Origin of the sequence: Nocardia sp. NPDC050412 (genome assembly GCF_044458825.1) — a bacterium.
Classification (GTDB): Bacteria; Actinomycetota; Actinomycetes; order Mycobacteriales; family Mycobacteriaceae; genus Nocardia.
Map to the genome: position 1 here is coordinate 394,185 of NZ_JBITIJ010000002.1, position 26,984 is coordinate 421,168.

General features: G+C 65.2%; 22 protein-coding genes. 15 read left to right on the top strand and 7 right to left on the bottom strand.

The window, feature by feature from the left end; all coding sequences use genetic code 11:
• Nucleotides 1–60: 60 nt before the first annotated feature.
• Entirely contained in the window at nt 61–990 is a 930-nt protein-coding gene (hemC, locus tag ACIBI6_RS05890) for a hydroxymethylbilane synthase (RefSeq protein ID WP_364343332.1), read from the bottom strand.
• A 100-nt stretch (nt 991–1,090) separates the two neighbouring features.
• Between hemC and ACIBI6_RS05895 the strand changes: the two genes are divergently transcribed.
• The 3 genes from ACIBI6_RS05895 (at nt 1,091) to ACIBI6_RS05905 (ending at nt 4,136) form a co-directional block, all read left to right on the top strand.
• Complete coding sequence (locus ACIBI6_RS05895; RefSeq protein ID WP_364343329.1) at nt 1,091–1,723, top strand: helix-turn-helix transcriptional regulator; 633 nt, start codon at nt 1,091–1,093, stop codon at nt 1,721–1,723.
• 60 nt (nt 1,724–1,783) lie between these two features.
• On the top strand, nt 1,784–3,037 hold the full coding sequence (locus tag ACIBI6_RS05900) for a bifunctional 3,4-dihydroxy-2-butanone-4-phosphate synthase/GTP cyclohydrolase II (protein WP_364343326.1): 1,254 nt from the start codon (nt 1,784–1,786) through the stop codon (nt 3,035–3,037).
• Nucleotides 3,038–3,296: 259 nt separating this feature from the next.
• Nucleotides 3,297–4,136, top strand: a complete 840-nt coding sequence (locus ACIBI6_RS05905; protein ID WP_364343323.1) for an expansin EXLX1 family cellulose-binding protein — start codon at nt 3,297–3,299, stop codon at nt 4,134–4,136.
• Here ACIBI6_RS05905 and ACIBI6_RS05910 read toward each other — a convergent pair.
• A complete protein-coding gene (locus ACIBI6_RS05910) occupies nt 4,133–5,824 on the bottom strand; it encodes an FAD-binding dehydrogenase (RefSeq protein ID WP_364343320.1) in 1,692 nt (563 codons plus the stop codon). The genes ACIBI6_RS05905 and ACIBI6_RS05910 overlap by 4 nt on opposite strands.
• Entirely contained in the window at nt 5,821–6,489 is a 669-nt protein-coding gene (locus tag ACIBI6_RS05915) for a TetR/AcrR family transcriptional regulator (protein ID WP_364343317.1), read from the bottom strand. The genes ACIBI6_RS05910 and ACIBI6_RS05915 overlap by 4 nt, the downstream gene beginning before the upstream one ends.
• Before the next feature lie 134 nt (nt 6,490–6,623).
• Between ACIBI6_RS05915 and ACIBI6_RS05920 the strand changes: the two genes are divergently transcribed.
• From ACIBI6_RS05920 to ACIBI6_RS05940, 5 genes are all read left to right on the top strand, one after another.
• A complete protein-coding gene (locus ACIBI6_RS05920) occupies nt 6,624–7,673 on the top strand; it encodes a zinc-binding alcohol dehydrogenase family protein (RefSeq protein ID WP_364343314.1) in 1,050 nt (349 codons plus the stop codon).
• A gap of 183 nt (nt 7,674–7,856) precedes the next feature.
• Nucleotides 7,857–8,516, top strand: coding sequence for a cutinase family protein (locus tag ACIBI6_RS05925; RefSeq protein WP_364343312.1), 660 nt, complete (start codon nt 7,857–7,859; stop codon nt 8,514–8,516).
• A 98-nt stretch (nt 8,517–8,614) separates the two neighbouring features.
• Nucleotides 8,615–10,315 carry a 5'-nucleotidase C-terminal domain-containing protein gene (locus ACIBI6_RS05930; protein WP_364343309.1) on the top strand — a complete coding sequence of 567 codons (1,701 nt, stop codon included), beginning with the start codon at nt 8,615–8,617 and terminating at the stop codon, nt 10,313–10,315.
• A gap of 305 nt (nt 10,316–10,620) precedes the next feature.
• Nucleotides 10,621–12,654 carry an SDR family oxidoreductase gene (locus ACIBI6_RS05935; RefSeq protein WP_396955455.1) on the top strand — a complete coding sequence of 678 codons (2,034 nt, stop codon included), beginning with the start codon at nt 10,621–10,623 and terminating at the stop codon, nt 12,652–12,654.
• Between the two features lie 223 nt (nt 12,655–12,877).
• Nucleotides 12,878–13,585 (top strand): GAF and ANTAR domain-containing protein, encoded by a 708-nt coding sequence (locus tag ACIBI6_RS05940; protein WP_364343303.1) that lies wholly within the window; start codon nt 12,878–12,880, stop codon nt 13,583–13,585.
• A gap of 1 nt (nt 13,586) precedes the next feature.
• Here ACIBI6_RS05940 and ACIBI6_RS05945 read toward each other — a convergent pair whose 3' ends face one another.
• Nucleotides 13,587–14,348 carry a GAF and ANTAR domain-containing protein gene (locus ACIBI6_RS05945; protein ID WP_396955456.1) on the bottom strand — a complete coding sequence of 254 codons (762 nt, stop codon included), beginning with the start codon at nt 14,346–14,348 and terminating at the stop codon, nt 13,587–13,589.
• 327 nt (nt 14,349–14,675) lie between these two features.
• Between ACIBI6_RS05945 and ACIBI6_RS05950 the strand changes: the two genes are divergently transcribed.
• Both ACIBI6_RS05950 and ACIBI6_RS05955 read left to right on the top strand, forming a co-directional pair.
• Nucleotides 14,676–15,395: a GAF and ANTAR domain-containing protein gene (locus ACIBI6_RS05950; RefSeq protein WP_396955457.1), complete on the top strand. Its 720-nt coding sequence runs from the start codon at nt 14,676–14,678 to the stop codon at nt 15,393–15,395.
• Between the two features lie 198 nt (nt 15,396–15,593).
• Entirely contained in the window at nt 15,594–16,256 is a 663-nt protein-coding gene (locus ACIBI6_RS05955) for a sigma-70 family RNA polymerase sigma factor (protein ID WP_364343295.1), read from the top strand.
• Between the two features lie 322 nt (nt 16,257–16,578).
• Here ACIBI6_RS05955 and ACIBI6_RS05960 read toward each other — a convergent pair whose 3' ends face one another.
• The gene (locus ACIBI6_RS05960; protein ID WP_396955458.1) at nt 16,579–18,387 is read right to left on the bottom strand and encodes an FAD-dependent oxidoreductase; all 1,809 of its coding nucleotides are present in this window, start codon (nt 18,385–18,387) and stop codon (nt 16,579–16,581) included.
• A gap of 76 nt (nt 18,388–18,463) precedes the next feature.
• Here ACIBI6_RS05960 and ACIBI6_RS05965 point away from each other — a divergent pair, with 76 nt between their 5' ends.
• The 5 genes from ACIBI6_RS05965 to ACIBI6_RS05985 all read left to right on the top strand — a co-directional run bounded on the left by ACIBI6_RS05965 (nt 18,464) and on the right by ACIBI6_RS05985 (nt 22,481).
• On the top strand, nt 18,464–19,123 hold the full coding sequence (locus tag ACIBI6_RS05965; protein WP_396955459.1) for a TetR/AcrR family transcriptional regulator: 660 nt from the start codon (nt 18,464–18,466) through the stop codon (nt 19,121–19,123).
• 166 nt (nt 19,124–19,289) lie between these two features.
• On the top strand, nt 19,290–19,511 hold the full coding sequence (locus tag ACIBI6_RS05970; RefSeq protein ID WP_396955460.1) for a polysaccharide pyruvyl transferase family protein: 222 nt from the start codon (nt 19,290–19,292) through the stop codon (nt 19,509–19,511).
• A 183-nt stretch (nt 19,512–19,694) separates the two neighbouring features.
• Nucleotides 19,695–19,886 carry a hypothetical protein gene (locus tag ACIBI6_RS05975; RefSeq protein ID WP_364343283.1) on the top strand — a complete coding sequence of 64 codons (192 nt, stop codon included), beginning with the start codon at nt 19,695–19,697 and terminating at the stop codon, nt 19,884–19,886.
• Between the two features lie 153 nt (nt 19,887–20,039).
• Nucleotides 20,040–21,275, top strand: a complete 1,236-nt coding sequence (gene trpB / locus ACIBI6_RS05980; protein ID WP_364343280.1) for a tryptophan synthase subunit beta — start codon at nt 20,040–20,042, stop codon at nt 21,273–21,275.
• Between the two features lie 39 nt (nt 21,276–21,314).
• On the top strand, nt 21,315–22,481 hold the full coding sequence (locus ACIBI6_RS05985; protein ID WP_396955461.1) for a hypothetical protein: 1,167 nt from the start codon (nt 21,315–21,317) through the stop codon (nt 22,479–22,481).
• On the opposite strand, the gene ACIBI6_RS05990 is transcribed toward ACIBI6_RS05985, so the two are convergent.
• Both ACIBI6_RS05990 and ACIBI6_RS05995 read right to left on the bottom strand, forming a co-directional pair.
• Nucleotides 22,440–26,699, bottom strand: coding sequence for a type I polyketide synthase (locus ACIBI6_RS05990; protein WP_396955462.1), 4,260 nt, complete (start codon nt 26,697–26,699; stop codon nt 22,440–22,442). The two genes, ACIBI6_RS05985 and ACIBI6_RS05990, sit on opposite strands and share 42 nt — an antisense overlap.
• Nucleotides 26,696–26,962, bottom strand: a complete 267-nt coding sequence (locus ACIBI6_RS05995; RefSeq protein ID WP_364343271.1) for an acyl carrier protein — start codon at nt 26,960–26,962, stop codon at nt 26,696–26,698. Before ACIBI6_RS05995 ends, ACIBI6_RS05990 begins: the two co-directional genes overlap by 4 nt.
• Between the last annotated feature and the right edge of the window lie 22 nt (nt 26,963–26,984).

Sequence of the window (26,984 nt, forward strand, 5' to 3'; positions counted from 1 at the left end):
GGGCAAATTGGTGCGCGTCGTGTGAAGTTGTGCGCGGGGCCTGCCTGCTTCCGAGAAAGCTCAGTGGGGGATGGAGTCGATGATGGCGCGGGCGCCCTGGCGGAGTAGGTCCGCGCCGACGAAGAAGCCGAGGGCGCTCGGGTCCTCCGGGACGCCCCAGTGTTTGGCGTCCAGCCACTGGCTGCCGTCGAGGTTGAAGACCTTGCCGTGCAACGTGAGTCGACCGGTGGGGTCGGTCGTCGCGTGTCCGGCGATCGGGGAGTTGCAGTGGCCTTGCAGTGCGTGCAGCATTGCGCGTTCGGCGTCCGCATGACGATGGGTGGCCGGATCGTCCAGGCGCGCACCGAGATCGAGCAGTTGGGTGTCGTCGGCGCGGCACTGCAGTGCGATCACGCCAGCCCCGATCGGCGGGCACATGGTGTCCAGGTCGAGGGTTTCGGTGATCCGGTGCGCCTGGTCGACGCGGTGCAGACCGGACACGGCCGCGATCAGCACATCGATATGGCCCTCTTCGAGGCGCGCCAATCGGGTGTTGACGTTGCCGCGCAACGGTTTCACCGCAAGATGCGGATAGTGCAGCCGCAGCTGTGCGGTCCGGCGCACCGAGCTTGTGCCGACGACCGTGCCCTCGGGGAGTTCGGCGAGCGGTGCGCCGGTACGGGTGATCACCGCATCGTGCACATCCTCGCGCGGCAGATAACCGGCGAACGCGAGTCCTTCCGGCACCGGAATATCACCGGGAATGTCCTTGAGGCAGTGCACCGCCAGGTCGGCCTCGTCATCGAGCAGTGCCCGATCGATCTCCTTGACGAAGGCGCCCTTACCACCGAGCTTGGACAGATCGCCCATCCAACGATCGCCTGCCGTGGTTACCTTGACCAGCTCGCTCTCGACGCCGAGCCCGGCCAGCAGTCCGGCGACCTGTTCGGCCTGAGCCAAGGCCATCGGGCTGGATCGGGTGCCGATCCGAATAATGCGCGTGCGCGACATGCGGCGAGACTACTCCCGGCGCCCGCGCCCCGATAACCGGGGCGTGTCCTACTGAGCGGGACTTTGCACCCGAAATATGCCTAAGCGGTATAGTCCCATCGTGACCGAAGCGAAGTCTGCGGCGAGCGCCGAAGTCCCCGACCTGCCGACTACGAGTTGGGCCGTGCTCGGCATGCTCTCGCACGCCGATGAACTCTCCGGCTATGACCTGAAGAAATGGGCCGACTGGAGCCTGCAATTCTTCTATTGGAGTCCATCGTTCAGCCAGATCTACGCCGAGCTGAAACGCCTCGAGAAGCACGGTTACGCGACCTCGCGCACCGTGCTGCAGGACGACGGCGTGCGCGGTAAGCGCATGTACGCCATCACCGAGAGTGGTCGCGCGGCCGCGGCGCAGTGGGTGAACCACGCACCCGTGGAGGCGCCGATACTCAAACACAGCGTCATGCTGCGGGTCTGGCTGGGCCATCTCGCCGAACCGGACCGGTTGCGCGAAATTCTCTCCGAGCACATCGGATACGCGGAGCGGATGCGCAAACTGGCCGAGGTCGATGCCGAGGGCGCCGACGAGAACCCGAATTGGGCCTATCCGGGCGCGGTATTGCGCTGGTGCATACGGCATTACGAGGCCGAACGCGATTTCGCCGAGGAACTGCTCGCCGACGTGGACAGACTCGCGACCAAGACCGCTGCGAAGAAGTCCGCGAAGGGTAAAGGACGTCGCGCTTCCTAGTCCCGCTCACTGAGCGGGATGGCGCTTGCCATGACTAATAGAAATACTTCTACTAGTCATATGCGCACCGAATTCGCACAGCAGCGTTCGCTGGACACGATCGAGACGGCGCTGGCCGCTCTCGCCGCGGGCGGCATGGTCGTGGTCGTAGATGATGAAGATCGGGAGAACGAGGGCGATCTGGTAATCGCCGCCGCACTGGCGACGCCCGAAGCCATCGCCTTCATGGTCCGGCATACAAGCGGCGTGCTGTGCGCGCCGCTGCCCGGCGCAGACCTGGATCGGCTCCAACTGCCACCGATGACACCGATCAACGAGGACCCCAAGGGCACCGCTTACACGGTGTCGGTGGATGCGGCTTCCGGTGTGACGACCGGGATTTCGGCTGCGGACCGCGCCCATACCGTGCGCACGCTGGCGGATCCGCGTACCACTCCGGACGAGCTGACCAGGCCCGGCCACGTCTTCCCGCTGCGCGCACATCCCAGTGGTGTGCTCGGTCGCGCGGGCCACACCGAGGCCGCCGTCGACCTGACTCGGCTGGCCGGGCTGCGCCCGGCAGGTGTCATCGCCGAGGTCGTGAACGACGACGGCTCGATGGCCCGGCTGCCGCAACTGCTCGACGTCGCCGAAACCCATGGGCTACCGATCATCTCGATCGCCGATCTGATCGCCTACCGCCGCCGCGCCGAACCCACCCTGACGAGGGTTGTGGAGACCCGCTTGCCGACCCGGTACGGCGAATTCCGGGTCATCGGCTACTGCGACGAGATCTCCGGAACCGAAACCCTCGCACTGGTTTTCGGTGCGCCCGGCGGCGAGTCCGTGCTGACGAGGCTGCATTCGGAATGCCTCACCGGTGACGCCCTCGGTTCGCTGCGCTGCGACTGCGGCGACCAACTCGACGCCGCATTGCGTGCCGTTGCCGAGGAGGGCAGTGGCGTGGTGGTCTACCTGCGCGGACAAGAGGGCCGGGGCATCGGATTATTGAACAAATTGCGTGCGTACGAATTACAGGATCGCGGCGCCGATACCGTTGAAGCGAATCTCGCACTCGGGTTGCCGGTCGATGCCCGCAGGTATGCGGCGGGTGCGCAGGTATTCGCCGATCTCGGTATCCGGTCGGTGCGGTTGCTCAGCAACAACCCCGCCAAACAGGCGGACCTCGAACAGTATGGGGTCACGGTGGTGCGGCGGCTGCCGCTGCAGGCGACGCCGACCGAACACAACATCCGCTACCTGCGCGCCAAGCGCGACCGGATGGATCATCAACTCTCGGGTGTGGACGCCGAACCGGCAAGGGCCACCTCGTAGTAACGGATCTTTTCCGATCTTCGTCGCCGAATGCTGGCTATTTGCCATGAGATTGCCGACACGTGCATGTTTCACTACGGAGATTTTTCGTTCGAGTCATACGTCGCGGGTCGGCCTGCTTTCCTGATGGGGTCAGGATGGAGAGTCCGCGAGTTGGGTGAGCCGGAAGTCGGGGACAGCGGTGCACCGAATACCGATCCAACAGCAGCACTTCCGCTCGGGGTGGCTGTGGTCGTCCGTCGGCGTAATAGTGACCGCGGTGGCGGTCGCGATCTGGGCCGCGAGACCCGAGCAGCAGTCGTCCTGCGAGGCGACACATGCGGTGCCGGATCCCGGAACCGGCACCTCGCGAATGATGGTGGCCAGCAGTAGCACCGGTATCGCCAACTGGCATACGGTGGACGCGTCGCCACCCACGCGCCCGGGCGAGGCACGGTACTACGCATTCGGCCCCGGCGTCGCGTGTTCATTCACCGGACTGCCGACGAACGGCTTCTACGTGGGCGTCTCTACTCAGGAGTATGGGCTGGCCGATCTGTGCGGTGCGTATCTCGATGTGCACGGCCCGCGCGGCGACGTCCGGGTGCTCATCGCCGACCGCTGCCCGGGATGTGCTCCGGGACAACTGGATTTGAGTACCACGGCCTTCGAACAGATCGCGAATCGGTCCGACGGCGTCGCACAGATCCGCTATACCGTGGTCCGTGATCCGCAGCCCGCACCCGAGCTGATCTACGAGCTGAAGCCCGACTCCTCGGCCTCCTGGCTGGCCATGCTGGTGACCGGATCGGGAAATCCCATCCAGCGCATCGCATTACGGTCCGCGGCGGGCGGCCCGTGGCATGAACTCGACCGCGGCATGGACAACTACTGGACAATCAGCGGCGCCGGGCCAGGACCGTTCTCGGCACAGGTGACCGATGTACACGGGAATCAGGTGAAGATCTCGGGGATCTCCCTGCAGCAGGGCCCGCGATACACCGGAATGCGCCTCTACGCCGAGCCTGCCCCGGAACCGCTGCCCACGCCGATGCCGGAGATCGCGACCACGACACCGCAGCCGCTGTCCCGCGTCGCCGCGACGGGCTGTGCGAACTAACTCGGCTTCGTCGCGATGGCCCGTCCCGCGGCACGGCCGGAGAAAATGCAGCCACCGAGGAAGGTGCCCTCCAGCGCGTTGTAGCCGTGCACGCCGCCGCCGCCGAATCCGGCGACCTCGCCCGCGGCATACAGTCCGGGCAGCGGTGTGCCGTCCGGCCGCATCACCTGCGAATCCAGATTGGTCTGCAGTCCGCCGAGCGTCTTGCGGGTCAAGATATTGAGCCGCACCGCGATCAGCGGCCCGTTCGCCGGATCCAGGATGCGATGCGGTTTGGCCACGCGACCCGCCTTATCGCCGAAGTACTGGCGCGCGTTGTTGATCGCCATCAGCTGCGCGTCCTTGGAGTACTTATTGGCGATATCCCGGTCGCGGGCGACGATCTGTCGCTCCAGCTCGTCGAAGTCCAGCTGCGGGCCGCGCGCGATCTTGTTCATGCCATCGACCAACTCACGCAAGGTATTCGCGACCACGAAGTCGACCCCGTGCTGTTTGAACGCCTCGACCGGACCGGGCGCACCCTTGGCCACCCGGCTCTTGAGGGTGAGCTTGAGATCCTTGCCCGTGATATCCGGATTCTGCTCCGAGCCCGAGAGGGCGAACTCCTTCTCGATGATCGACTGGGTGAGTACGAACCAGGAGTAGTCGTAGCCGGTGGCCAGAATCTCCTTCATGGTCGAATTGGTGTCGAAGCCTGGGAAACACGGTGCCGGCAAACGCTTGCCATTGGCGTCGAACCACAGCGAGGACGGACCGGGAATGATCCGGATGGCATGATCGGGCCAGATCGGATTCCAGTTGTTGATGCCCTCGGTGTAGTGCCACATGCGATCGCGATTGACGATGGCGCCGCCCGCTGCCTCGGATATGCCGAGCATCCGCCCGTCCACATGCGCGGGCACACCGGAGATCATGGTCTCCGGTGCCGGACCGAGTCGCTCGGTGGGCCAGTTCCGGCGGATCAGCTCATGATTGTGGCCGATGCCACCGGAGGTGACGATCACCGCCTTGGCGCGAAATTCGAAGTCGCCGACCACATTTCGCGACGAAGCCCGACCGCGTTCCAGATCGGTCGGCTCGAGTACGCTGCCGCGCACGCCGACCACCGCGCCGTCCTCGACGATCAACTCGTCGACCCGATGCCGGAAACTGAAGCCGACCAGTCCGCGACGCTCACCCTCGAGCACCGGCTCCTGGAACACCCGCACCACCTCGGGCCCGGTACCCCAGGTGAGGTGGAAGCGCGGCACCGAATTGCCGTGCCCATCGGCGAAGGCGCCACCGCGCTCGGCCCAACCGACCAGCGGTGTCACCCGTAAACCCAACTCGCGCAAGTAATCCCGCTTCTCAGTGGTCGCGAAGCGCACATAGGCTCGCGCCCACTGGCGGGCCCAGTAGTCCTGGTCCTCGCGATCGAAGCCCGCCGAACCGAACCAATCCTGCAGTGCCAGTTCGTAGGAGTCCTTGATGCCGAGGCGGCGCTGCTCCGGACTGTCCACGAAGAACAGTCCGCCGAGCGACCAAAAGGCCTGGCCGCCGAGGTTATTGCGATTCTCCTGGTCGAGCACATGTACCTTGCGGCCCGCCTTGACCAATTCGTGGGTCGCCACGAGTCCGGCCAGGCCCGCACCGACGACGATGACATCTGCCTCTTGGGTGAATTCGCGGCTCGGGTCGGTCATGATCATCCTTCGGTTTCGGTGCTGTAGGCCAGCACGATGTGGCAGAAAAGGTCGGTGCGTCGGCTGCGCACTGTGCGGCTGCGGGGTTCCATCAGCACCTGAACGGCGGTGCCGTCGTGTGCCGCGACCAGCGCCTGACCCAGTGCGACGGGATCGGCCACCGTCCGGCCGACGCGGGCCAGTGCGTCGACGATCGTCGGCATCAGTGCAGCGACGATCGCTTCCTCACGTCCGGCCATCACCTGCCGCAGGCCGGGAGTGCGCAGCGCGTGTGAGGTGAATTCGGCGGTGATGCGGAACCAGTCCTCGTCGATCGGCACAGCGCGGTCCAAGCGCTCGATCACGGCGCGGATATCGGCGACGCCGTCGAACGAGAAGCCGTCGAGGGTCGCGCGGATACCGGCGATCATGGCGGCCGATCGCTGCTCCCACATGGCAAGAAACAACTCGTCTAGCGAGGTGAAGTTGGAGTAGAAGGCGCCACGGGTGAACCCGGCCCGCTCACAGACCCGTTCCACCGAGGCGCGGCCGAAGCCCTCCTCGGCGAACACCTGGTACGCGGCGGTGAGTAGGCGTTTGCGGGTCTCGGTGCGACGGCGGGTCACCCGGCGCACCGAGACCTCCGTATCGGTGGTCGATGCCAACGCGCACCTCCTCGTACTCCCGGCCATTTCGATACAGCTATGTATTCAATACAGAAATGTATCAGAAGGGCCGACTCACCTTTGGCGGAACGGGTGAACGAGCGTGGTCGGCGGGGATAATCCGAAGAGACCGTTCTCCCTGTCGGTGAGGAGTGATCGGCATGAATGTGAGTGCGGCGACCACGGGCATGATCGGCTGGCGGGTGCGACGGCCTGGGTCGATCGATGGCGGACCGCTCGACTTCGTCCGCGAGGCGGTGCCCGAACCCCAGGCCGGTGAACTCCTGGTGCGAGTGCTGGCCTGCGGAGTCTGTCGCACCGACCTGCATGTTGCCGAAGGGGATCTGCCGGTGCATCGGCCCGGTGTGGTGCCGGGGCATGAGGTGGTGGGGGAGGTGGTAGCGCAAGGGTTGGGATCGGCTGGGGCACCGGACTCTTCGGCACCCGAGTTCGCGGTCGGTGATCGCGTCGGCATCGCCTGGTTGCGCCACACCTGCGGCAGCTGCCGGTACTGTCTGCGCGGCGCGGAGAATCTCTGCCCGAATTCGGAGTACACCGGCTGGGACGCGGACGGCGGCTACGCCGAATATGCCACTGTCCCAGCGGCTTACGCCCACCGGCTGCCCGATGGATACAGCGATATGGAAACCGCGCCGCTGCTGTGCGCCGGGATCATCGGCTATCGGGCGCTGCAGCGTGCCGATCTGCCCACGGGTGGACGGCTCGGGATCTACGGCTTCGGCGGCAGCGCGCACATCGCCGCGCAGGTGGCGCTCGCGCGCGGTGCCGAGGTGCATGTAATGACCAGGGATCCGGCCGCGCGCGAGTTGGCCGCGGACCTCGGCGCCGCCTCGGTGCAGGGTGCGGCGGATCGGCCTCCGGTGCAATTGGATTCGGCGATCTTGTTCGCGCCGATCGGCGAGCTGGTGCTACCCGCGCTGGAAGCGCTCGATCGCGGCGGCGTCCTCGCCATCGCGGGCATCCATCTCAGCGATATCCCGGTACTGAACTACCAGCGGCATCTGTTCCAGGAGCGCGAGATTCGCTCGGTGACTGCCAATACCCGCGCCGACGCGCGCGAATTCCTCGCGCTGGCGGGCGAACACCGTATACATGTGACCACAACGGGGTACTCCCTCGGTACGGCAGATCGAGCCCTCGCGGATCTCGCACACGGACGTTTCACCGGCGCAGCGGTTCTCATCCCGTAGGCGCCCGAATCGTCGTGCGCTGGACCGGATTCCAGGACACGATTCAGCGCTGAACCGGTCTCGCTTCAGCTGAGTTGCTTGACGCAACTCTCTACCTTCCCTACCTTCGCGAATGTAGCCGAGTGACACTTGTCGCTGACAAGCGTCACTCGGCTTCTCACAACGGCGTGAGAGGTGATCACGATGGAAATCCGGAAGGTAAGAAAATTCGAGAAGTGGCGGCTGGCACCGGTATTCGCTGTGCTATTGCTCGTCGCTACGGCGGGGGTGGTGACCAGCATCGGCGCGCAGGCACGGGCGGACTGTGCTGCGGTCGATGTGGTGGTCGCCAGAGGCACCGGGGAACCCGGCTGGCTCGGCTCCGTCGTCGGCGACCCGCTGTATGACACGCTGCTCCAAGCACTTCCGGTGAGCAGCAGCGCTTACCGGGTGGACTATCCCGCGGACCTGCTCGACCCCACTTCGCTCAGCCGCGGCACCCAGGACATGACCGACCATGTCATTCGGCAGTCGCAAATGTGCCCGGATCAGCAGTTCATCCTGGTCGGCTACTCGCAGGGCGCGGCCGTAGTACACGGTGTCGTCGGCACCGGCATCGTGACCGCGCTGCCCGGGATCTACGTGCTCCCCGGCGATCTCGAATGGAAGGTGTCCGCAGTTCTGCTGTTCGGTGATCCCCTCCGCCTGATCGGCTGGGGGGTCCCCGGCAACTACGCCTGGAAGACCGCCGATTACTGCACCGGCGGTGATCCGATCTGTGGTGGCGGCATCGACCCGAGCCAGCACACGAACTACGGCTGGGCGTTCTGGCCGGCCGCGGATTTCGCGGCGGGCCGGGTGTAACCGGGAAATCCGCGCGGCGGGGTCGAGCACCGACCCCGCCGCCGGTGTGTTCGCACGAGATTCATGCCGATGGCACCCGGGCGTGGGACAGTCTGAATATGACAGCGCAGCGTCGCATCGGCATGATCATTGCGGGACTCATGAGCATCGCCCTGGTTGCGGGCTGCGGTAGCGCATCCGACAGCGGTCGACCGACCGCCTCGACGGCGCCGGGAGTGATCCCGCTCATCTCGACCGACGATCTGCGCGGCGCGCAGACGGATGAGGTACATCTGTTCGGGCTCAACGATTTACACGGCAATCTGCAGCCACCGGCGGGTTCCACCGGCAAGATCGCCGGATACGACGCGGGCGGCGCCGCCTACCTCGCCACCCATCTGGCACGGTTGAAGAAGGCGTATCCGGCCAGTGCCGTGGTGTCCGCCGGGGACAATATCGGCGCGAGCCCCCTGGTCTCCGGACTCTTCCACGACGAGCCGACCATTACCTTCTTGAATTCGATCGGACTGGCCGCTTCCTCGGTGGGCAATCACGAGTTCGATAACGGCGTCATCGAATTGGCGCGACTACAGCAGGGTGGGTGCTCGCCCGCCGGATGCTCGCCCGGCACGCCGTTCACCGGTGCGAAGTTCCCGTTCCTGGCCGCCAATGTCACCGATGCGGGCGGTAAATTGCCGCCGACGCTGCGGCCGTGGACGATACTCGAGCTCGGCGGACACAAGATCGGTGTCATCGGCACGGTGACACCCGAGACAGCGAGCATTGTTTTCCCGGAAGGCATTCGGGGCTACACCTTCGGCGATGAGGTCGCGGCGATCAATCGCTATGTCCCCGAGGTGAAGTCGGCGGGCGCGCAGACCGTGGTGGCGCTGCTGCACGACGGCGGGGTGCAGCAGCCGGCCCAGAATGCGGTGGTCGACTACAACGGTTGCGCGAACATCTCCGCCGAGGTCACCGCCTTGGCGACGGGTGTCGATCCCGCGGTGCGGGTGCTGTTCACCGGACATTCGCACCAGCCGTATGTCTGCACCATCGACGGCAAGGTGGTCACCCAGGCCGCCTCCTACGGTCGGCTGATCACCGATGTCGCCCTGCGCTTCGGCGCCGACGGTGTGCAGGCATCGGCGGTCAACCGGGTGGTCACCAGGGAGGTCACGCCGGACGCGGCCACCACCTCGCTGATCGACTTCTATGCCGCGCAGGCCGAGCCACGCGCGCAGCGGCCGGTCGGCATCGCGGCGGCGTCGCTGCCGCACGAACCGGCGGGCTCCGGTGAATCGCCGCTCGGTGATGTCATTGCCGACTCGATGCTCTCGGTCACCGCGGTGGCGCCCGCTGCGGCGGTCGCGGCCTTCATGAATCCGGGCGGTGTGCGCACCGACCTGAAGGCCGGTCGGATCAGCTATGGCGATATCTACAGCGTGCAGCCGTTCGGCAATCAGGTCGTCACCCTCACCATGACCGGCAGTCAGATCCTGCGCCTGCTCGAACAGCAATGGAGCAATGGCAAGGCGACCGTGCTCTCACCAGCCGGGCTGACCTATACCTACGTCGAGTCGAGTCCGAAGGGTAGCAAGGTCGTCGCCGACAGCGTGCGCATCGGCGGCCAACCCCTCAACCCGGTCGCCACCTACCGCATCACCACCAACAGCTTCCTGGCTTCGGGCGGTGACGGTTTCACGGTCTTCACCGAGGGTGCCGACAAGACGGTCGGGCCCATCGATCTTGATGCTTTCGAGACCTATCTGAAGGGGCGCCCACCGCTGGAATCCCCGTCCGCCCGCACCGAGAAGCGCTGAGCCGGTGCGCAAACGCGGTGTCCTGATTAAGGTTTCGCGTTCGAGCATTATCTGAAAACTGTTGTAACACACAATATTAGCGGCACCCATTGGTGACCATTCACACATCGCTCTGGGCTGCCGTTCGCTTGCCCGCAACTAGCTGCGCCCATTAAAGTTACCGACCAGTAGGGCAATGGTGTTCCCTGCTTTGGCTCAGCAACTACTTGGCTGTAAGCCGAATCAATGATGTCCGCATTCACTGCTGCATGTCGGGCGCGCTTGTGTGACAACTCAATTCGAGTGCGACAGCAGGAGGAAATGCGATGACGACTTTCATCGTGACGGGTGGAACCGGATTCTTGGGCCGACGGGTGGTTCAGGAACTCCTGGCAGCCGATTCCGAAGCCATTGTGCATGTGCTGGTTCGCACCGCATCGGTGGCGAAATTCAGTGAACTCACCGCGGGCTGGGAGGGTGGCGCACGCGCCTTTCCGATGCTCGGTGATCTGACCGCCGAAGGCCTCGGTCTGATCGAGGACGCACCCAAGGCCGACCATGTGATCCACCTCGGTGCGGTCTACGACATGACCGCCGACGAGCAGACCGCGCACGCGGCCAATGTCGCTGGCACTCGCTCGGTGCTGGAGCTGGCCCGCGAATTGGGCGCGGTGCTGCACCACGTCTCCTCGGTGGCCGTCGCCGGTGACCACAAGGGCAAATTCTTCGAGGAGGATTTCGACCTGGGGCAGCAGCTGACTTCGCCGTACCACCGGACCAAATTCGCCGCGGAGAAGCTGGTCCGCGAATCCAAAGGGGTGCGCTGGCGGGTGTACCGGCCCGCGATCGTGGTCGGCGATTCGCGTACCGGTGAGATGGACAAGATCGATGGTCCGTACTACTTCTTCCCGGCCATCTCGCGCCTGGGCGCGCTGCCTGCCGAACTGCCGATGCTGCTGCCGGATCTGGGCGCGACCAATATCGTGCCGGTCGACTATGTGGCAGGTGCGATGGTCGAGCTGGTGCGCCGCAAGGGTCTCGACGGGCGCACATTCCACCTGGTCAACCCGGAACCGCAGCCGTTCGGCGAGATCTATGGTGCGCTCGCGGCCGCCGCGGGTGCGCCGACCGGAATCGGCACGGTGCCCGGCAGCGGGTTCGCGCTGAACGGTCTCGCCCACCTCCCGGGTGTCTCCACCGTTCGCGATTTCCTGTTGGAGCAGTTGGGAATTCCGGCCGAGGTCGCACCGCACACCTCGTTCGCCGCGGAATTCGTCTCCGACTCCACCCGGGCGCAGCTGCGCGGGACGGGTCTGGCGGTGCCGTCGTTCGACAGCTACGCCGAGCGCCTGTGGCGGTACTGGGCCGAGAACCTGGACCCGAACCGGGGTCGGCCCGGCGATAGCGGCGACCCGCTGGACGGCCGCGTCGTGCTGATCACCGGGGCTTCCTCCGGTATCGGACTGGCCACCGCCCATGCCGTCGCGCAGCGCGGTGCGATCGTGCTGATGGTGGCGCGCGGTGTGGACGATTTGCAAGCCGCGGCGGAGTCGGTGCGGGCCGAAGGTGGTGTCGCTCATGCCTATCCGTGCGATATCACCGATTCCGACGGAGTCGAAGATTTGGTCGCCGCGGTGCTCGCCGATCACGGTCATGTCGATTATCTGGTGAACAATGCGGGACGGTCGATCCGTCGTTCGGTGGTCAATTCCACCGACCGCATGCACGATTTCGAGCGGACCATGGCGGTAAATTACTTCGGCGCGGTGCGACTCATTCTCGCACTGCTGCCATCGATGCGGGCACGGCGTTTCGGACATATCGTGAACATCTCCTCGATCGCCGTGCAGACCAAGGTGCCGCGCTTCGCGGCATATGTGGCGAGTAAATCCGCGCTGGACAACTTCAGCGAGATTGCTGCGGTCGAAAATCGGGATGCGGGAATCACTTTCACCTCGGTACGCATGCCATTGGTGCGCACCCCGATGATCGCGCCGACCGATCTCTACCGCTCGCTTCCGGTGCCGGATCCCGACCGCGCCGCCGGCATCGTGGTGCGCGCCATCGAGGATCGCCCGCACCGCATCGACACACCGGTCGGCACCTTCGCCCAGGCGGTCGAACTGCTGATGCCGTCGGTCAAGCGGACGATCATGCACCAGGGGTTCCGCTGGTTCGGTGAATCGCATGCGGCACAGGGGAAGCAGACCGTGGCGTCCGACGCGGTCGAGGAGGCGCAGGCGGATCAGGACTCCGGTCGCACCGCGCTGTCCTATCTCGCGCCTGTGGTCCTGCCGCTGATGGCATTGCCCAGCCCGGCCGCGCGGGTCACCCGGGTAATCCCCGGCCTGCACTGGTGATGGATCCCATGATGGGCTGACCCCCGCACCGACCTGGCTGCCGCGACTGTGGGACGTTCGGCCCTGGTGTGGACGATCGGTGTTTCGTATTCTTGCGGTGCCGACCCGCCGTATTTCCCGCGGCGTAGTTGCGGTCCAGTGCCGGGGTCGTGACGAATCCTTGGACAAGGGGACCGTCGACCTCATGGCGGGGATAACGGTCGTGAGAGTTCGTAGGAATGGTGTGGGGCAGTTCGATCAATTGACCGACGAATTTTTGTCGGCCCTCGAGTTTCTGACGAAGCTGTCGGCCGAAGGCGGTGGGATGACCGCCCTGTGCGGCGCCTGTGTGCGGGTGCTGCCGGTGCAGCGTGCCGCGATCCTGATCCAGGAGCGCGAAGCCGGGCTGCAGCTGTGGGCCACAAGTGATTCGGTGGCGGCGCGGGTGGAGGCGGTGCAGGTCACCGCGGGGCAGGGGCCGGCCGTGGACGCCGTCGTCGCCGGTGTACCGGTGCTGGTGGCCGATCTGGCCGAAACCGATGTGCGGTGGCCGGGTTTCGCCGATGAGTTGAACCGGGTCGCGGTGGCGGGTTCGATGGTCGCGGTGCCCTTGCAGTTGGGTGTGGTGCGGTTCGGCGTGCTCGATCTGTATCGGGCCGAACCGGGCAAGCCGGAACCGTATGTGATTTCGGCGGGACTGCATATCGCCGATCTGGTCATCGCGCAGTTGGTGGCCGGATCGGCGAAATCCGCGCATGCCGCCGCGCAATGGTGGGATCAGCCGCTGACCAGTCGCACGATCCACCAGGCGGCCGGAATCGTGCTCGCGCAGTTGGATATCGGGGCTCCCGACGCCTATGCGCGGCTGCGCGCCTATGCCTTCGCGCACGGGTTGTCGCTGGCCGAGGTCGCGGTGCTGGTCGTGGAAAATCGTATCCGCTTCGATACCTGACTCACTCCGCCGCATCGGCACGCAGATCGATCCGCCCTTCGACGATGTCACCGGCGATATCGGTGAGCCGCCGTCCGGTGCCGCGGGCGTATTCGCGCATGATTTGGAATGCGCGATCCATATCCTGGTCGCCGCGCTCGGCGAGCACACCCTTGGCCTGCTCAATGGCTACGCGCGTGTTCAGCGCGGTCGGCAACTGCGCCTGGATCGTCGCGTCCTGCGCGCGCAGCACGTGCTGCGCGATGCCGATGGCCGCGATATCGGCGAGGATCTGCCCGATGCGCAGATCCAGCTGTCCGAGCGCGGCTGCCGAGCCTGCAAGTCCGGTGAGCGCACCGATGCTGTCGCGGTGCAGCCGCAGCGGCACGGCATAGGTGCACAGATATCCCGCGGCCGCTGCCGCATGTGCGAACTCCGGCCACAGCGCCCCGTCGGCACGCAGATCGGGAGCCGATACGGCGGTCCTGCTCCGATAGGCATCCAGGCTCGGCCCCTCGTGCTGTAACAAACCGAGCAGTCGGGCCGACTCGTTTGTTGAGGCCAGTACCTGTAGCTCACCACGTTGGTCGGCTAGCAACAATCCGGCATCAGTCGCGCCAGTGACTTCGGTACAGGCCTCCAGTAGCTGCTGACATAGTTCGACAACGTCGAAATCGCTAGCCAGCGAGTCGACCGCGCGCACAAGTGATCGTAATAACTGGATCGAATCCGGCAGCGGCTCGGATGATCGGTCGCGCTGCCGATCGTCGAACGGAGGCACCATTGCAGTCTCCCGGTCGCGGTGATTGCTATCGCCGCAATGCGGCACATTTTGAGGGCGAGCATTCAGCGAAAATAAGCCTCACCGGGTACATCTTTGTGGCACGGTCAGGTCGAGTCTGTCGTCCATCGTGGCATCCGAATAGTAGTCATGTCGACCACTATCGGATGGCGGCCAACGGAATCCGATGAGTAGCTGGACAATTCAAAGGAGCAAGGTGGTGTCGAAATTGTGGTGTGCGACTTCGCTTAGCCATACCATGGGAATGTCAGCAAGTGCGGCGCGGGACTTGAGGGGACGACCGACTTTCGCGCGTGCGGGGTGATGCGAGTGTCTGACAATGAGGTGCTGGTGGCCGCGGCAGCGCGGCTGGCCGAGCTGCTACCTGCGATCGGCGACACAGCAGAGATGGTGCGCCAACTGATGAACAGCGCGATTGTCGCGCTCGACTTGGTCGGCTGCACCGTCATGCTGATGCCGGACGAGGCGCTCACGCCCGATGAGCGCTCCCGGATGGCCGCCGCGGCTCCGGAGGAGCTGACGGCCATGGAACTCTGTCAGCATCGCAGTGAAAGGGGTCCGAGCGTGGACGCGTTCCGGTCCGGCAAACCCATCGCGATCGACGATATCGGTCGATATGGCGAGCGCTGGCCGGAGTTCGCCGCCGAGGCGGTCCGGCACGGGCTGTCCTCGCTGGCCGAGATTCCGATGCGGGTCGGTGAGACCACGGTCGGCGCGCTGGGCCTGTACGGTCCGAGCCCACGGGTCTGGACCGATCAGGATCTTTCGGTGGGCGGACTGTTGGCGAGCATGGCGACCGGCCACATCGTCAATTCCAACGTGCTGCGCGAGCAGCAGCGTTTGACCGCGCAGCTGCAGCATGCGCTGGATTCGCGGATCGTCATCGAACAGGCCAAGGGTGTTATCGCCAATGCCAGGCGCACCACGCCGGAGGTGGCGTTCGAACTGATCCGCACGCATGCACGCAAGAATCGGGTCGCGGTACATGCGGTGGCGAAGGGGATCGTCGAACTCGGCCTGCGAGTCTGAGTAAATCCATTACCGCGCGAAAGTACATGATCATTTGCGCGCGGCGCGGTAATGTGAAAGTTGGACTATCGGCCCCTGTCCCCGGCCGGATTCCGTTCTCCGCCAGTGCCGTCCATGCCCTCGACGGTCCGCTTCGACGCAGCTTCATACGTCCAAATCAACCTGCTTGTCGCATCACTTGTTTGTCTGGGGGCAATCGTGATCCTGCTCGTTTCATCTCGGTCCGAACGCATTCCACATCGGCCCGAACGAATTCCAACCACGCTGCGGCCCGTTCCGTGTCAGTTTCGTGATCCGATTGATATCGAATCCCATGATGTCGATGCCGAATTGGTACATCGCATAGCCGACGGCGATCAAGATGCGTTCGCGCAGTTCTATCGCCGCACCCGCGGTCTGGTCTACCAGCGCGTGCTGGCGATCGTCCGTGACCGTGGGTACGCCGAAGAGACCTGTCACGACGTCTACCTCGAGGTGTGGCGCTGCGCGATCCGGTTCGACGAGCACCGCGGTTCGGTGCTCACGTGGCTGCGCATGCTGGCCCATCGTCAGGCCGTGGACCGGGTCCGGCACGAACGCGCCACCGTGGACCACAATCACTCCTGGGGCAGTCGCGATTATCAGCCCCCCACCGATGTGGTGGCCGAGGAGGCGGTGCGTCACGACGAGAGGGACGCCCTGCGCCGCAGCCTCACCCATCTGACCGAACTCCAGCACGAATCCATCGCGCTCGCGTACTACTCCGGACTCAGCTATCCCGAGGTGGCGGCGCGTCTCGGCGTCGGTCTCCCCACGGTCAAATCCCGGATCCGGGCCGGACTCGAACACCTGAAGACCGACCTGTCCGAACCCCTCGACTAGCGCCTGGTCGGACCGCCCGTGCCGACGGTGGACGACGCCGTGCACGTCGGTACCCATCATGATCGAATCCTGCAGATGACCATCGCTGGCGATGGTCCAGGGCTGATCATGTGTTTGCCCGAGCGTCGGCAGGTCTGCGCGGGTCGGTCCACCTCGGCGGTGTCGCCGCGAGCCGGCAGCGTCCAACGGCCGCCGTCCTCGGTGCGTGCGGTGAGCCGATTGTCGTGGTCCGCGGATCGACCGAGCACGACGCGATCCAGCAGCTCCCGCAGAACGGGTCGAGATCAACCCCGTGCGGGGCGAATGACCAGGCTGTTGTCGGTCAGCCGAGGTCGAACAGATTGGGCTGACCGGCCTTATAGCGAGCGGCATCCATTTGCCGGAACGGTTCGAAAGCGGGAATCGAATCGCGCGTGAAGAGTTGGACGCGAGCGGCGGGGGAGTCGGATGCGTCGAGGAGTGCGTTCACCGCGGTGCGACCCGCCTCGTTCGCGCCCTCCATGGTCGCCAGATCGAAGTTGGTCCGCACGTAGTCGGCGGCCAGGAACAGGTTCGGGATCTGCGTGTGCGCGGTCGGTCGATCGGCCCACGATCCGATCGTATTCACAAGCAGCGGTTCGTCATTCGTATTCTGCCCGTCCGCCCATTCGACGCCCGGATCGAGCATCCACTCGCCGACGATGCCGTCCTTCAACTGGATTCGGCCGTCGTCGTTGAGCGCGGCGGTCATCTGCGCCCAGGTCTCCTGGTAGATCTCGTCGCGGGTGCATTCCTTGGCGGTCTTGCCGAAAAGAATGCCCGGGGTATCCCAGTCGGCGATATCGATGGTGAGGCCGTCGACGATCGATCCGTCACCGTATTTCGCGGCGTAATCCACATCCCAGAACGCGCGCTGGGTATAGGAGGTCAGCCGCCACGGTGCGTCGAGGTAGATGTTGTATCCCTTGCCGAGATCCAGCTTTTCGGTGACGAACATCTGCATGCCGTTCATCCAGTCGACGGTCAGCGCATCCATTCGACCGAGCGCCGGATCCAGCTCGCGGATCTCCGGTGACCACAGCCGTCGCGCGCGGTCGGTCGGCACCGCGCAGACATACCAATCCGCGTCGAACACCTCGCTGCTGCCATTGGGGCGCCGAATGCGCGCACCGCCGATGCGACCGTCGGCCACCACGAATTCCTCTAGCGCGTGGCCGGGCCGCAATTGCACACCCATGCCCTCGAGCAGCCCGATCCACGGATCCAGCCAGGCCTCATTGGTTGGTCCGTTGAGCACCTCGTAGACCTTCGGGCCGCCGGTCAGTTCCTGCAGCAGCGCGATGAAGAAGCCCTCCATCATATTGCCCATGGTCCTGGTGCTGGCCACATATTCCTTGGCGGCTACCAGAGCTCGGGTCAGGCCGGTGGCGGCCAGCGCCTGGAACTGTGCGGATCTGCTTGCCGCGCCGACATAATCCCACCAGCTGACATGCTCCCACTGGCCGAAGCGACGCTCCTCGCTCGAGGTCAGATACGTGACCACCCGTCCGGCCATATACATGGCCTCCGGCAGTGGAACGAGATTGTTCTTCATGAACACCTCGACCAGGATGCGCTGCAATCCTTCCGGTGTGAGCGCCTGGGTGGGGTCGAAATAGAACCCGAACATCAGCGGGAAGCCGTCGGGCAGATCGCCCGAGCGCGGATAGCGTGGATCGCTCACCGAGAATGGAATCAGGTTGTCGTACACCGACTTTCGGGTGCCCGGCAGTGGAATGCGACGCATCGTGTCGTGCACATGGCGATAGAACGAGGTGAAACCGCGCGCGCCGTGCTCGCCCGGCAGTGGTGCGCGGCCGCCGATCCCGGTGCCCGGCAGCGGAATCGTGCGGGATTTGCCGCCGAGTTCCTTGCGATCGAAAACGGTTACCGCGTAGCCGCGTTCGGCGAGTTCATGCGCTGCGGTAAGCCCACCGATGCCCGCGCCGAGCACCGCGACGGTATTGCGCGCCGGGCCATTTCGGCGTCGCGGCGTCGGCTGGGCCGCCGCGATTCCGGTCGGTGTCGCCCATCCCGCGGTGCTCGTCACCGCAGCCGCGCCACGTAGCAGCGAGCGTCTGCTGAGCTGGTTGTCCCGATGCTGAGTTGTCATTGCACGACCCCTAAATCTGACTATCTCGATCGTCATATTTATCAGATCGCCGGTCGGGATGGGAGACAATGCAAAGATGACGATGCAGCGGCGCCCGGTGCGGACCTATGGCGGTATCGGCGCGGAGGACCGAGTCGCGGCGCGGCGCGGCAAACTCCTGGACGCCGGGCTGGAGCTGTTCGGTACGCGCGGCTACTCGGCGACCGGCGTCAAGGATCTGTGTCGTGCGGCCGGATTGACCGACCGGTACTTCTACGAATCGTTCGCCGGAACAAAGGGGCTGTTCGCGGCGGTATTCGACCACGTCATCGATGAGTTGTTCGCATCCGTGGCCGCGGCGGTCGGGGCGAGCGAGCCGCGTGGGACGCGCAAACTGCGGGCCGGTATCGGCACGTATCTCACCGCATTGGCCGAGGATCCGCGCAAACTGCGCATCGTTTTCGTCGAACCCACCGCTGCCGGCGCCGAATTTCGAATGCGCGAGGCACTGTGGCGCTTCGCCCGATTGGTCGCGGCCACGGCCACCGAGGCGCTGCCGGACGTTCAGCCGCCCGCGGAAATCATCGATATCTTCGCGCTGTCGGTGGTCGGGACGTTGGAGCGGGTGATCGTGGAGAAGCAGGGCGGTCGGTTGGACGTGCCGATGGACAATCTGATCGACTATTGCGCAGCCTTCGCCGCGGCGTCGTTGCGTGCGGTCCACAGCGGCCAGATCGCCGAGCGGACAACGGATTAGCCAGCTGGCCCGGCGCGGATCATGTACAGGTCAGCGTCGAAGCCCAGGAGATTGTCGGGCGGGTGGTGCGCACCCGCGCCACGGAATTGGACGCCGGGCTGGTGCCACTGATCATCTCCGAATACGCCTCCGAGGAACGGCTTTCGACGTTGCCGCTACTGGCGGGGTGGACAAGGTGCTACCGCCGGTCGGTCGCGGTGGCACGCCAGTGGATGTGTTCCGGCAGGTCGGGCGGTGTCGCGTATTGGTCACCAATGCCTATCATCTGGCGGTTTTCGCACTGTCGCAGGGAATTCCGGCCGTCGGCATCACCGCCTCGGAGTATTACGACGACAATTCCACGGCCTGGCACAGATGTTCGGGAGCGGACTGCGCGTGGTGCATCTGAACGATCCCGAACTGGAACAGGAATTGACCATGGCGCTGGACGAGCTGTGGCAGGATGCACCTGCGCTCCTGGATCCGCTGCAGCGGCGAGCCGTCGAACAGATCGATGCCGGCCGGAGTGGTTTGGCGCGGTATTCGGATTGGTGGAAAACGGACCGCTTCGGCCGGTCCCACGATCAGGGGGATGATTGCCGTGACGCTGTCGGTCTACGTTCCGGCCCATCGCTTCCAGCGCCGCATCGCCAATGACTACCCGGACCTGGTTCACCGCGGCGATGTGCTGGCCGGTGATGCCCGCCTGGCCGAGCCCGCATTGCACCGCCTGCGCGTGCGCAGGGTAGCCACTGTCCGCAACCGCTCGGATTTGCCGGTCTGACAGCTGAACCGGCGGTTTCGCCGAGCTGCCGATGTGGTGAATCCCGAATCGGGAACCTAAAGAGACTGTTAACTAATCCGTTGCGGGTGCGCGCCGCGCGGCGAGTCGAAGTAGACAGGTGCTGGGGACTCGCGGCAGGAAGCGTTGGTGTGGATGGTTATTGATCATGTGTCGCGGGGCACGTTGCTAACGAGCACACTTCCGGACGAGCGCGGGCGGTTCGGCGAGTTCGGCGGCAGATATGTTCCCGAGGGTCTGATGGCGGCGCTGCTGGAGTTGGAACAGACCTATGCGCTGGCGCGGGCCGATGCCGGATTCCACGACGAACTACGCGAATTGTTGCGGAGCCGGGTCGGCCGTCCCACGCTGCTACATCAGGTGCCGCGCTTTGCCGAGTTGCTCGCGGTTCCCGGCGTACGGGTGTATCTGAAACGCGAGGATATGGCCCATACCGGTGCACACAAGATCAATAACGCACTGGGCCAGGGATTGCTGGCCAAGCGGATGGGAAAGACCCGGATCATCGCCGAGACCGGCGCCGGTCAGCACGGCGTCGCGGTGGCGACCGTTTGCGCGATGCTCGGCATGACGTGTGTCATCTATATGGGCGCGCACGATATGCGCCGCCAGGCCTCCAATGTCATGCGGATGACGCTGCTCGGCGCGCAGGTGCGTTCGGTGGAGACCGGCAGCCGCAGGCTCAAGGAGGCCATCAGCGAATCGGTCCGGGATTGGGTGTCGAATCTGGACACCACGCACTACCTGTTCGGCACCTCGGCGGGTCCCGCACCGTATCCGATGATCGTGCGCGATCTGCAAACCGTCATCGGCCGCGAGACTCGATTGCAGATCCTGAAATCCGAAGGCCGACTGCCGGATTACCTCGTGGCGTGTGTCGGCGGCGGCAGCAATGCCATCGGCTTGTTCCACCCCTTCGTCGATGAACCGGAGGTCCAGTTGATCGGTGTCGAGGCGGCGGGCCTCGGCGTCGAAACGGGTGATCACGCCGCCACCCTCAGTGCGGGCAGTCCCGGCGAAATGGACGGCGCCTACAGCTATCTGCTGCAGGACGACGACGGACAGGTCACGCCGACCCACAGCATCGCCGCCGGGCTCGACTATCCGGGCGTGGGCCCGGAACTCAGCTATCTCAAGGACATCGGTCGCGTCACCTACCGCACCGCCACCGACGCGGTGGCCCTGCGAGGTCTGCACGCCCTCACTCGAACCGAAGGCATCATTCCCGCCCTCGAATCCGCCCACGCCGTCGGCTATCTCCTCGAGCTGGCCGAGTGCGGTGAGCTCCCCGCCGATTCGATCGTGGTACTCGGTCTTTCCGGTCGCGGCGATAAGGATCTCGCCATCGCGGCGGAGGGGCTGGCCGGGTAGACAGTTCGCGGATCGGCTCCGCGATGCCAGGATGACCGAATGACAAACGGGGTGAACCGGATTGCCGAGCATACCGTCCAGCTGATGATGGATTACGGCCAGTTCTGCATAGACGGCGGTTTCGGCGATCCGGACAGCGAACTCGACCTACTCGATCAGGCATGTGCGCAGCGGCCGTGCGCGGGCGACGGCACCGCTCTGCTCGTGCTGAGTCCGCATCAGAACAACTTCGAGATGTCGATAACGGTGCAGGTGTGGGATCGCAGGCCGCCGAGCGATCGTGACGACTGGCAGCAAGTTTGCGAGGGTAGGTTGAGCGTGGATTCCGATGGGACGCTGACTATTTCGTCGCCGCCGGGTACCTGGGCCGATCCGTGTCCGGTGCCGCCCGGTGATTATCTGATCGAAGTCAGCGGTCGCGGATTCGTGAGCTACGGATGGCCGGGGACCACGACGCCCGGTGATATCTGGCGGATTCGGTTGTGGCCCGACGACGGTGGTGATCTCCTGCCGCACCGGCAGTGGGATATGCCCGGCTACGGCATCCCGGAAGATGTGCCGCTTTCCGAGCGAAACGCGGCGGAAGATTTCGTGGATGAGCAGTGGGTTCTCCTCATGGACTCCACGGGTTCGCGACGCATCCCGGCCGCTGACCTCGAGGCGGAGATGGCGCGCACGGAATGGAATGGCGAACCGATAGCGGAACTGAGCGAACACTTTTCGGCCGCGGAACTAGCGCGGTTCGACCGCCCGCTCGCCGAGGCGATCGCCGTCATGGATGAGCCGACCTTGCGGCGGCTGGCTCGACAGTGCGCGGTCAAGGCCTGCGAGTTGGCGGGTATCGCCGAAAGAGCGTGGGTGGCAACGGCATTGACGGCATTGAACGAGGGGCGACCGTTACCCCCGCCATTCGATGACATGGCAACCGCCTTCGCGCGTCTGGATGAGGAGGAGTTCGGACCTGCCGAGGACAGGTCGCGCCAACTTGTCGCAACCCTCGGCGCGTCCAGGCGTTCGCAGACGAATCCCTTCGATATCGGTCCCGTGCATCGCCCCCACTTCGCATTGAGCGTCATCGAGCACGCGATGGATCCGGACGCGTTGACCGCGGCGATAGAAGCGCTGCATACCGCCGCGGTCACCTTCGGTGCCGATGCCCCGGTGTTATTCGCCGAAATCGGTAGTGAGTTCGGCTCGGCCGGCTGACCGAAGCAGGGCCAACTCCTCGGCGAGGATCTTGACCGTGTCGCGAATCTGGTCCTCGGTGTGACAGGCAGTAACGAAGAAGCGCAGGCGGGCAAGATTTTCCGGGACCGCTGGGTAGAGGATCGGATTGACATTGATGCCGCGGCGCAACAGCGCGTTCGACAGTGTCAACGTCTGCATCGAGTCGCCGATGATGCACGGGATAATCGGGGTATCCGCGCTGTCGCCGGTGTCGATACCGGCATCGTGAGCGAGCCGCAGGAACAGTTGTGCGTTGTGCCGCAGGCGATTCAGCGGAGCCCGATCGGCGCGCAGCTGGCGGATCGCCGCCACCGACGCGGCCGCATTCATCGGGGTCATGCCGACGCTATAGACGAATCCCGGCGTGGTGTATTTGAGGAAGCGGATCAGTTCGGCGCTACCCGCCACATAGCCGCCGCAGCCAGCCAGCGCCTTCGACATTGTGCCGGACCACAATTCCACGTCGTCGCGATCGACGCCGAAGTATTCGCCGATACCGCCACCGCCAGCGCCGAGCACACCGATGCTATGGGCCTCATCGATCATCAACAGCGCCCGGTGCTTCCGCTTGACCTCGATGATCGCGGGCAGATCCGGAATATCGCCGTCCTGGCTGTAGACGCCCTCGATGAGGATCAGCACACGGCGGTACTGGTGCCGGATCTCGGTGAGCAGCCGGTCGAGCGCCGCGTGGTCGTTGTGCGGGAACGGCCGCCGCGTCGCGCCGGAGAGTTTGCAGCCCTGCAGGATGCTGTCGTGCGCGAGGCTGTCGTGGATCACCAGATCCTGCGGTCCGACGATATGTCCGATGATCGTGACATTCGTCGAATGGCCGCCGACGAGTGCGATCGCATCCTCGGTGCCGAGCAAACCGGCGAGTTCGGCCTCGAGCTCGCGGTGCACCGGCTTCTCGCCGGAGAGCACGCGGCTGGCCGAACACGAACTGCCATAGCGGGCGACCGAATCCTGCACGGCCGTCACGACCGCCGGATGACCGGACAGGCCCAGGTAGTTATAGCTGGAGAAATTGAGCACCGGTGCGCCGTCGATCACCGAGGTGTCCCGGGTGACGCCGTCATTGATCAGGAAGTACGGATTCGACAGCCCGAGTGCCTCGGCACCGGAGAGCCGATCGGCGATCGCCCGCACCTCGGTGAACTCCGAGATCCGATACTCCGGCGCGACGGCGACGCGCTCCGGTTCGGGTTCGGGCGCGGCGGGAGTGGGCGCACCGGTGACCTGATCCGCGACGTAGCCGATGACATCCCCCAGCGTCGTCGCCGCCGTGAACCAGCTCGGATCGATGGTCAGTCCGGGGAGTTTGCGGACGAGTCCGCCGAACAGGTCGGTGAGCATGATCGAATCGAGCCCGAGCCCATCGGTGATCGTCTGGTGGTCCCGCAATCGGTCGGCCGCGAAGCCGCTGACTCTGGCCATCTCAGTGCGCACGATGCCAGCGACCGTCTCCGGGCTGACGGACGACCGGTCGGTATCCGGCAGCGGCGTGCGTATCTCGGTGGATGCCGTTGCGACACTGGCCAATACGGCGGCCTGCTCGCGGAAAAGTGCGATCAATTGATCCATCGTGGTTGTTGCCTCAGGAGTCGTGGAAGTCGTTGTGGGGGTGGGGGGTTCGACCCAGAATCGGTGTGCGGTCGAGAACTCGTAGGCCGGTAGGCGGCGCCGGACACGCTGCGCCGGTCGGTAGAGCTGATCCCAATCGGGGGTGAAACCGTCGCGATACAGTGCGGCAACGGTTTGCGCGAATTCGGTGCCGGTCGCCGCCGGTCCGGGGCTCGGCACGAGGCAGCGCGGTGTCATCTCGGGCCGTGTCCGGCTGACCAGGGCGGTCAGGATCCGGCGCGGTCCGATCTCGATGATATGGCTGGGCTCGGTGTCGAGCGCGGCCTCGACGGCGTCGGCGAAACGTACTGTCGCACGGATGTGTTCGGTCCAATACGCGGCATCCATTGCCTCGGACTCGTCGAGCAGTCGGCCGCGCACGGTCGAGTAGATGGGAATGCTCGGTGTCCGGTAGGTGCAGCGACGGGCGACAGCTTCGAACTCGGCCAGCATCGGTGCCATCAATGGACTGTGGAACGCATGGGAAACGTTGAGCGCCTTGGTGTTCACCCCGTGTGCCTCGAGTGTGCCCCGGATCCGGTCGAGCGCGGCGCCGGGACCGGAAAGCACGAGTTCCGCGCCCGCATTGACGGCGGCTATCGCGACCATGGGTTCGTCGGTGATCAGATCGGCAACCCGGTCCTCGTCCGCGCGAACGGCGAGCATCGCGCCGCCCTCGGGCAACCGCTGCATCAGCCGACCGCGCGCGACCACCAGTCGACACGCGTCGTCGAGGTCGAAAACGCCCGCGACGGCCGCGGCCGCGAATTCGCCGATGCTGTGGCCGATGAGCCATGTGGGCCGCACGCCCGCGTCGGCGAGTGAGCGGGCGAGTGCGTATTCCATCGCGAAGATGGCGGGTTGTGCGAGGTCGGTGCGGTCGATATCGGTGCTCTCATCGAGCAGCAGATCGCGCACCGAGCGATCCAGGTGGTCGAACATGCAATCATCGACTGCCCACAGGGCGTGCTGGAACGATGGGTTCGTCGCCTCCAATGCCCGTGCCATCCCGGCGAACTGCGAGCCCTGACCGGTGAACATCCAACCGGTGCCGACCGCTTGTGCCACACCGATTTCGGGCTCGCCCCGCAGGCGTGCGATAGCGTCGGCGCGATCGGTCGCGACGATCGCCAGTCGCGTGCGTCCGGAAGATTTGACCTGGTTACTGGTCCAGCACAGCTGTGCGAACCGATCCTCCGGCACCGTCGCCAATGCGTCGGCGAGCCGAAGCGCATTGCGACGCAACCCATCCAGGTCATTCGATGACAGCGTGAGCACGCCACCGCCGGACGCCGCCGGAGCTGACTTCGCGGGTGCGCTAGCCAGCACAATGTGCGCGTTCGTGCCACCGATCCCGAAGCTGCTGACCCCGCCGAGTGCCGGTCCGTGCAGCGGCATCGGTTCCGCGACCAAGCGCAGACCATGGTGACTCATCCGCAGCCGGGGGTTTTCCTGCGCGGCGAATCTCGTCGGCGCGACAATACCGTGGTGCAGACCGAGCGCGACCTTGATCAGTCCGGCGACACCGGCAGCGCCCTCGGTATGGCCGAGATTGCCCTTGATCGAACCGATACCGCAGGGTTCGGCTCGGTCGGTCCCGTGCAGTGCGCCGAGCGCCTTGACCTCGATCATGTCACCGAGAATCGTTCCGGTGCCGTGTGCTTCGACGAAGTCCACATCGTCGGCCCGTACTCCGGCCCGCTGATACGCCTCGGTGATCACCTGCTGCTGTGCCCACCGGTTCGGCGCGGTGATGCCGTTGCTGCGGCCGTCGGAGTTGACCGCGCTGCCCTTGATCACCGCGTAGACCGGCAGACCCTCGGCCACCGCATCGGCCAACCGTCGTAGAACGAGCACGGCGACACCCTCGCCGCGCACGATCCCATCGGCGTTGCCGCTGAACGGTTTACACCGGGCATCCGGTGCGGACAGACCCGCCTGGGTGTAGAACACGCCGACAGCCGGGGTGAGAACGAGGTTCACACCACCGGCGACCGCCTGATCGCATTCGCCGGAAGCCAGTGCGCCACAGGCGAGATGGATCGCGACCAGCGATGACGAACAAGCGGTATCGACCGCGATACTCGGACCGCGCAGATCGAGCTGATATGAAAGCCGGTTCGCGGTCATGAAATACCCGTTGCCCGAACCGTGCTGCGGTGTGATGGCGGCATAGTCGCTCATCTGCAGATTCGCCCACTCGTTGGCCATCACACCGACGAAAACCCCGGTGCGCGTGCCGGACTGCGCCCGAGGGTCGAGTGCGGCATCTTCGAAGGCGCGCCAGGTGGACTGCAGTAGTAGGCGCTGTTGGGGATCCATCGCTTCGGCTTCCCGCGGTGCGATACCGAAGAATTCGTGGTCGAACGCGTCCGCGTCGGCGATGAATCCGCCGCTGCGGGTATTGATCGTGCCGGGCGCACCGGCCGGATCGTGGAAGTCGTCGGCATGCCAGCGGTTCGCGGGCACCTCCGAAATCGCGTCTCGTCCTTCGAGCAGCATCTGCCACAGTGCATTCGGATCGGGTGCTTGCGGGAATCGGCAGTCGAGGCCGACGATGGCGATATCGGTCATGCGGCGTGGGCGAATTCGGCGGCGAGGTGGGCGGCGATATCGGCGATGGTGGGGTAGTCGAAGACCAGGGTCGGGTCGACATCGAGTGACCACCGGTCCTCGATCTCACCGCACAGGGTCACCGCTGAAGCCGAGTCGAGACCGAGTTCGGCGAGCGGGACCGCCGGATCCACTTGGTGCGGTGCACGTTCGGTGTAATCCGCGACGCGCTGCACGAGCCAGCCCTGGATCGTTGTCGGGCAGGCGGCGACTGTGTCGAACATATTCGGCTCCTCGGCGATACGG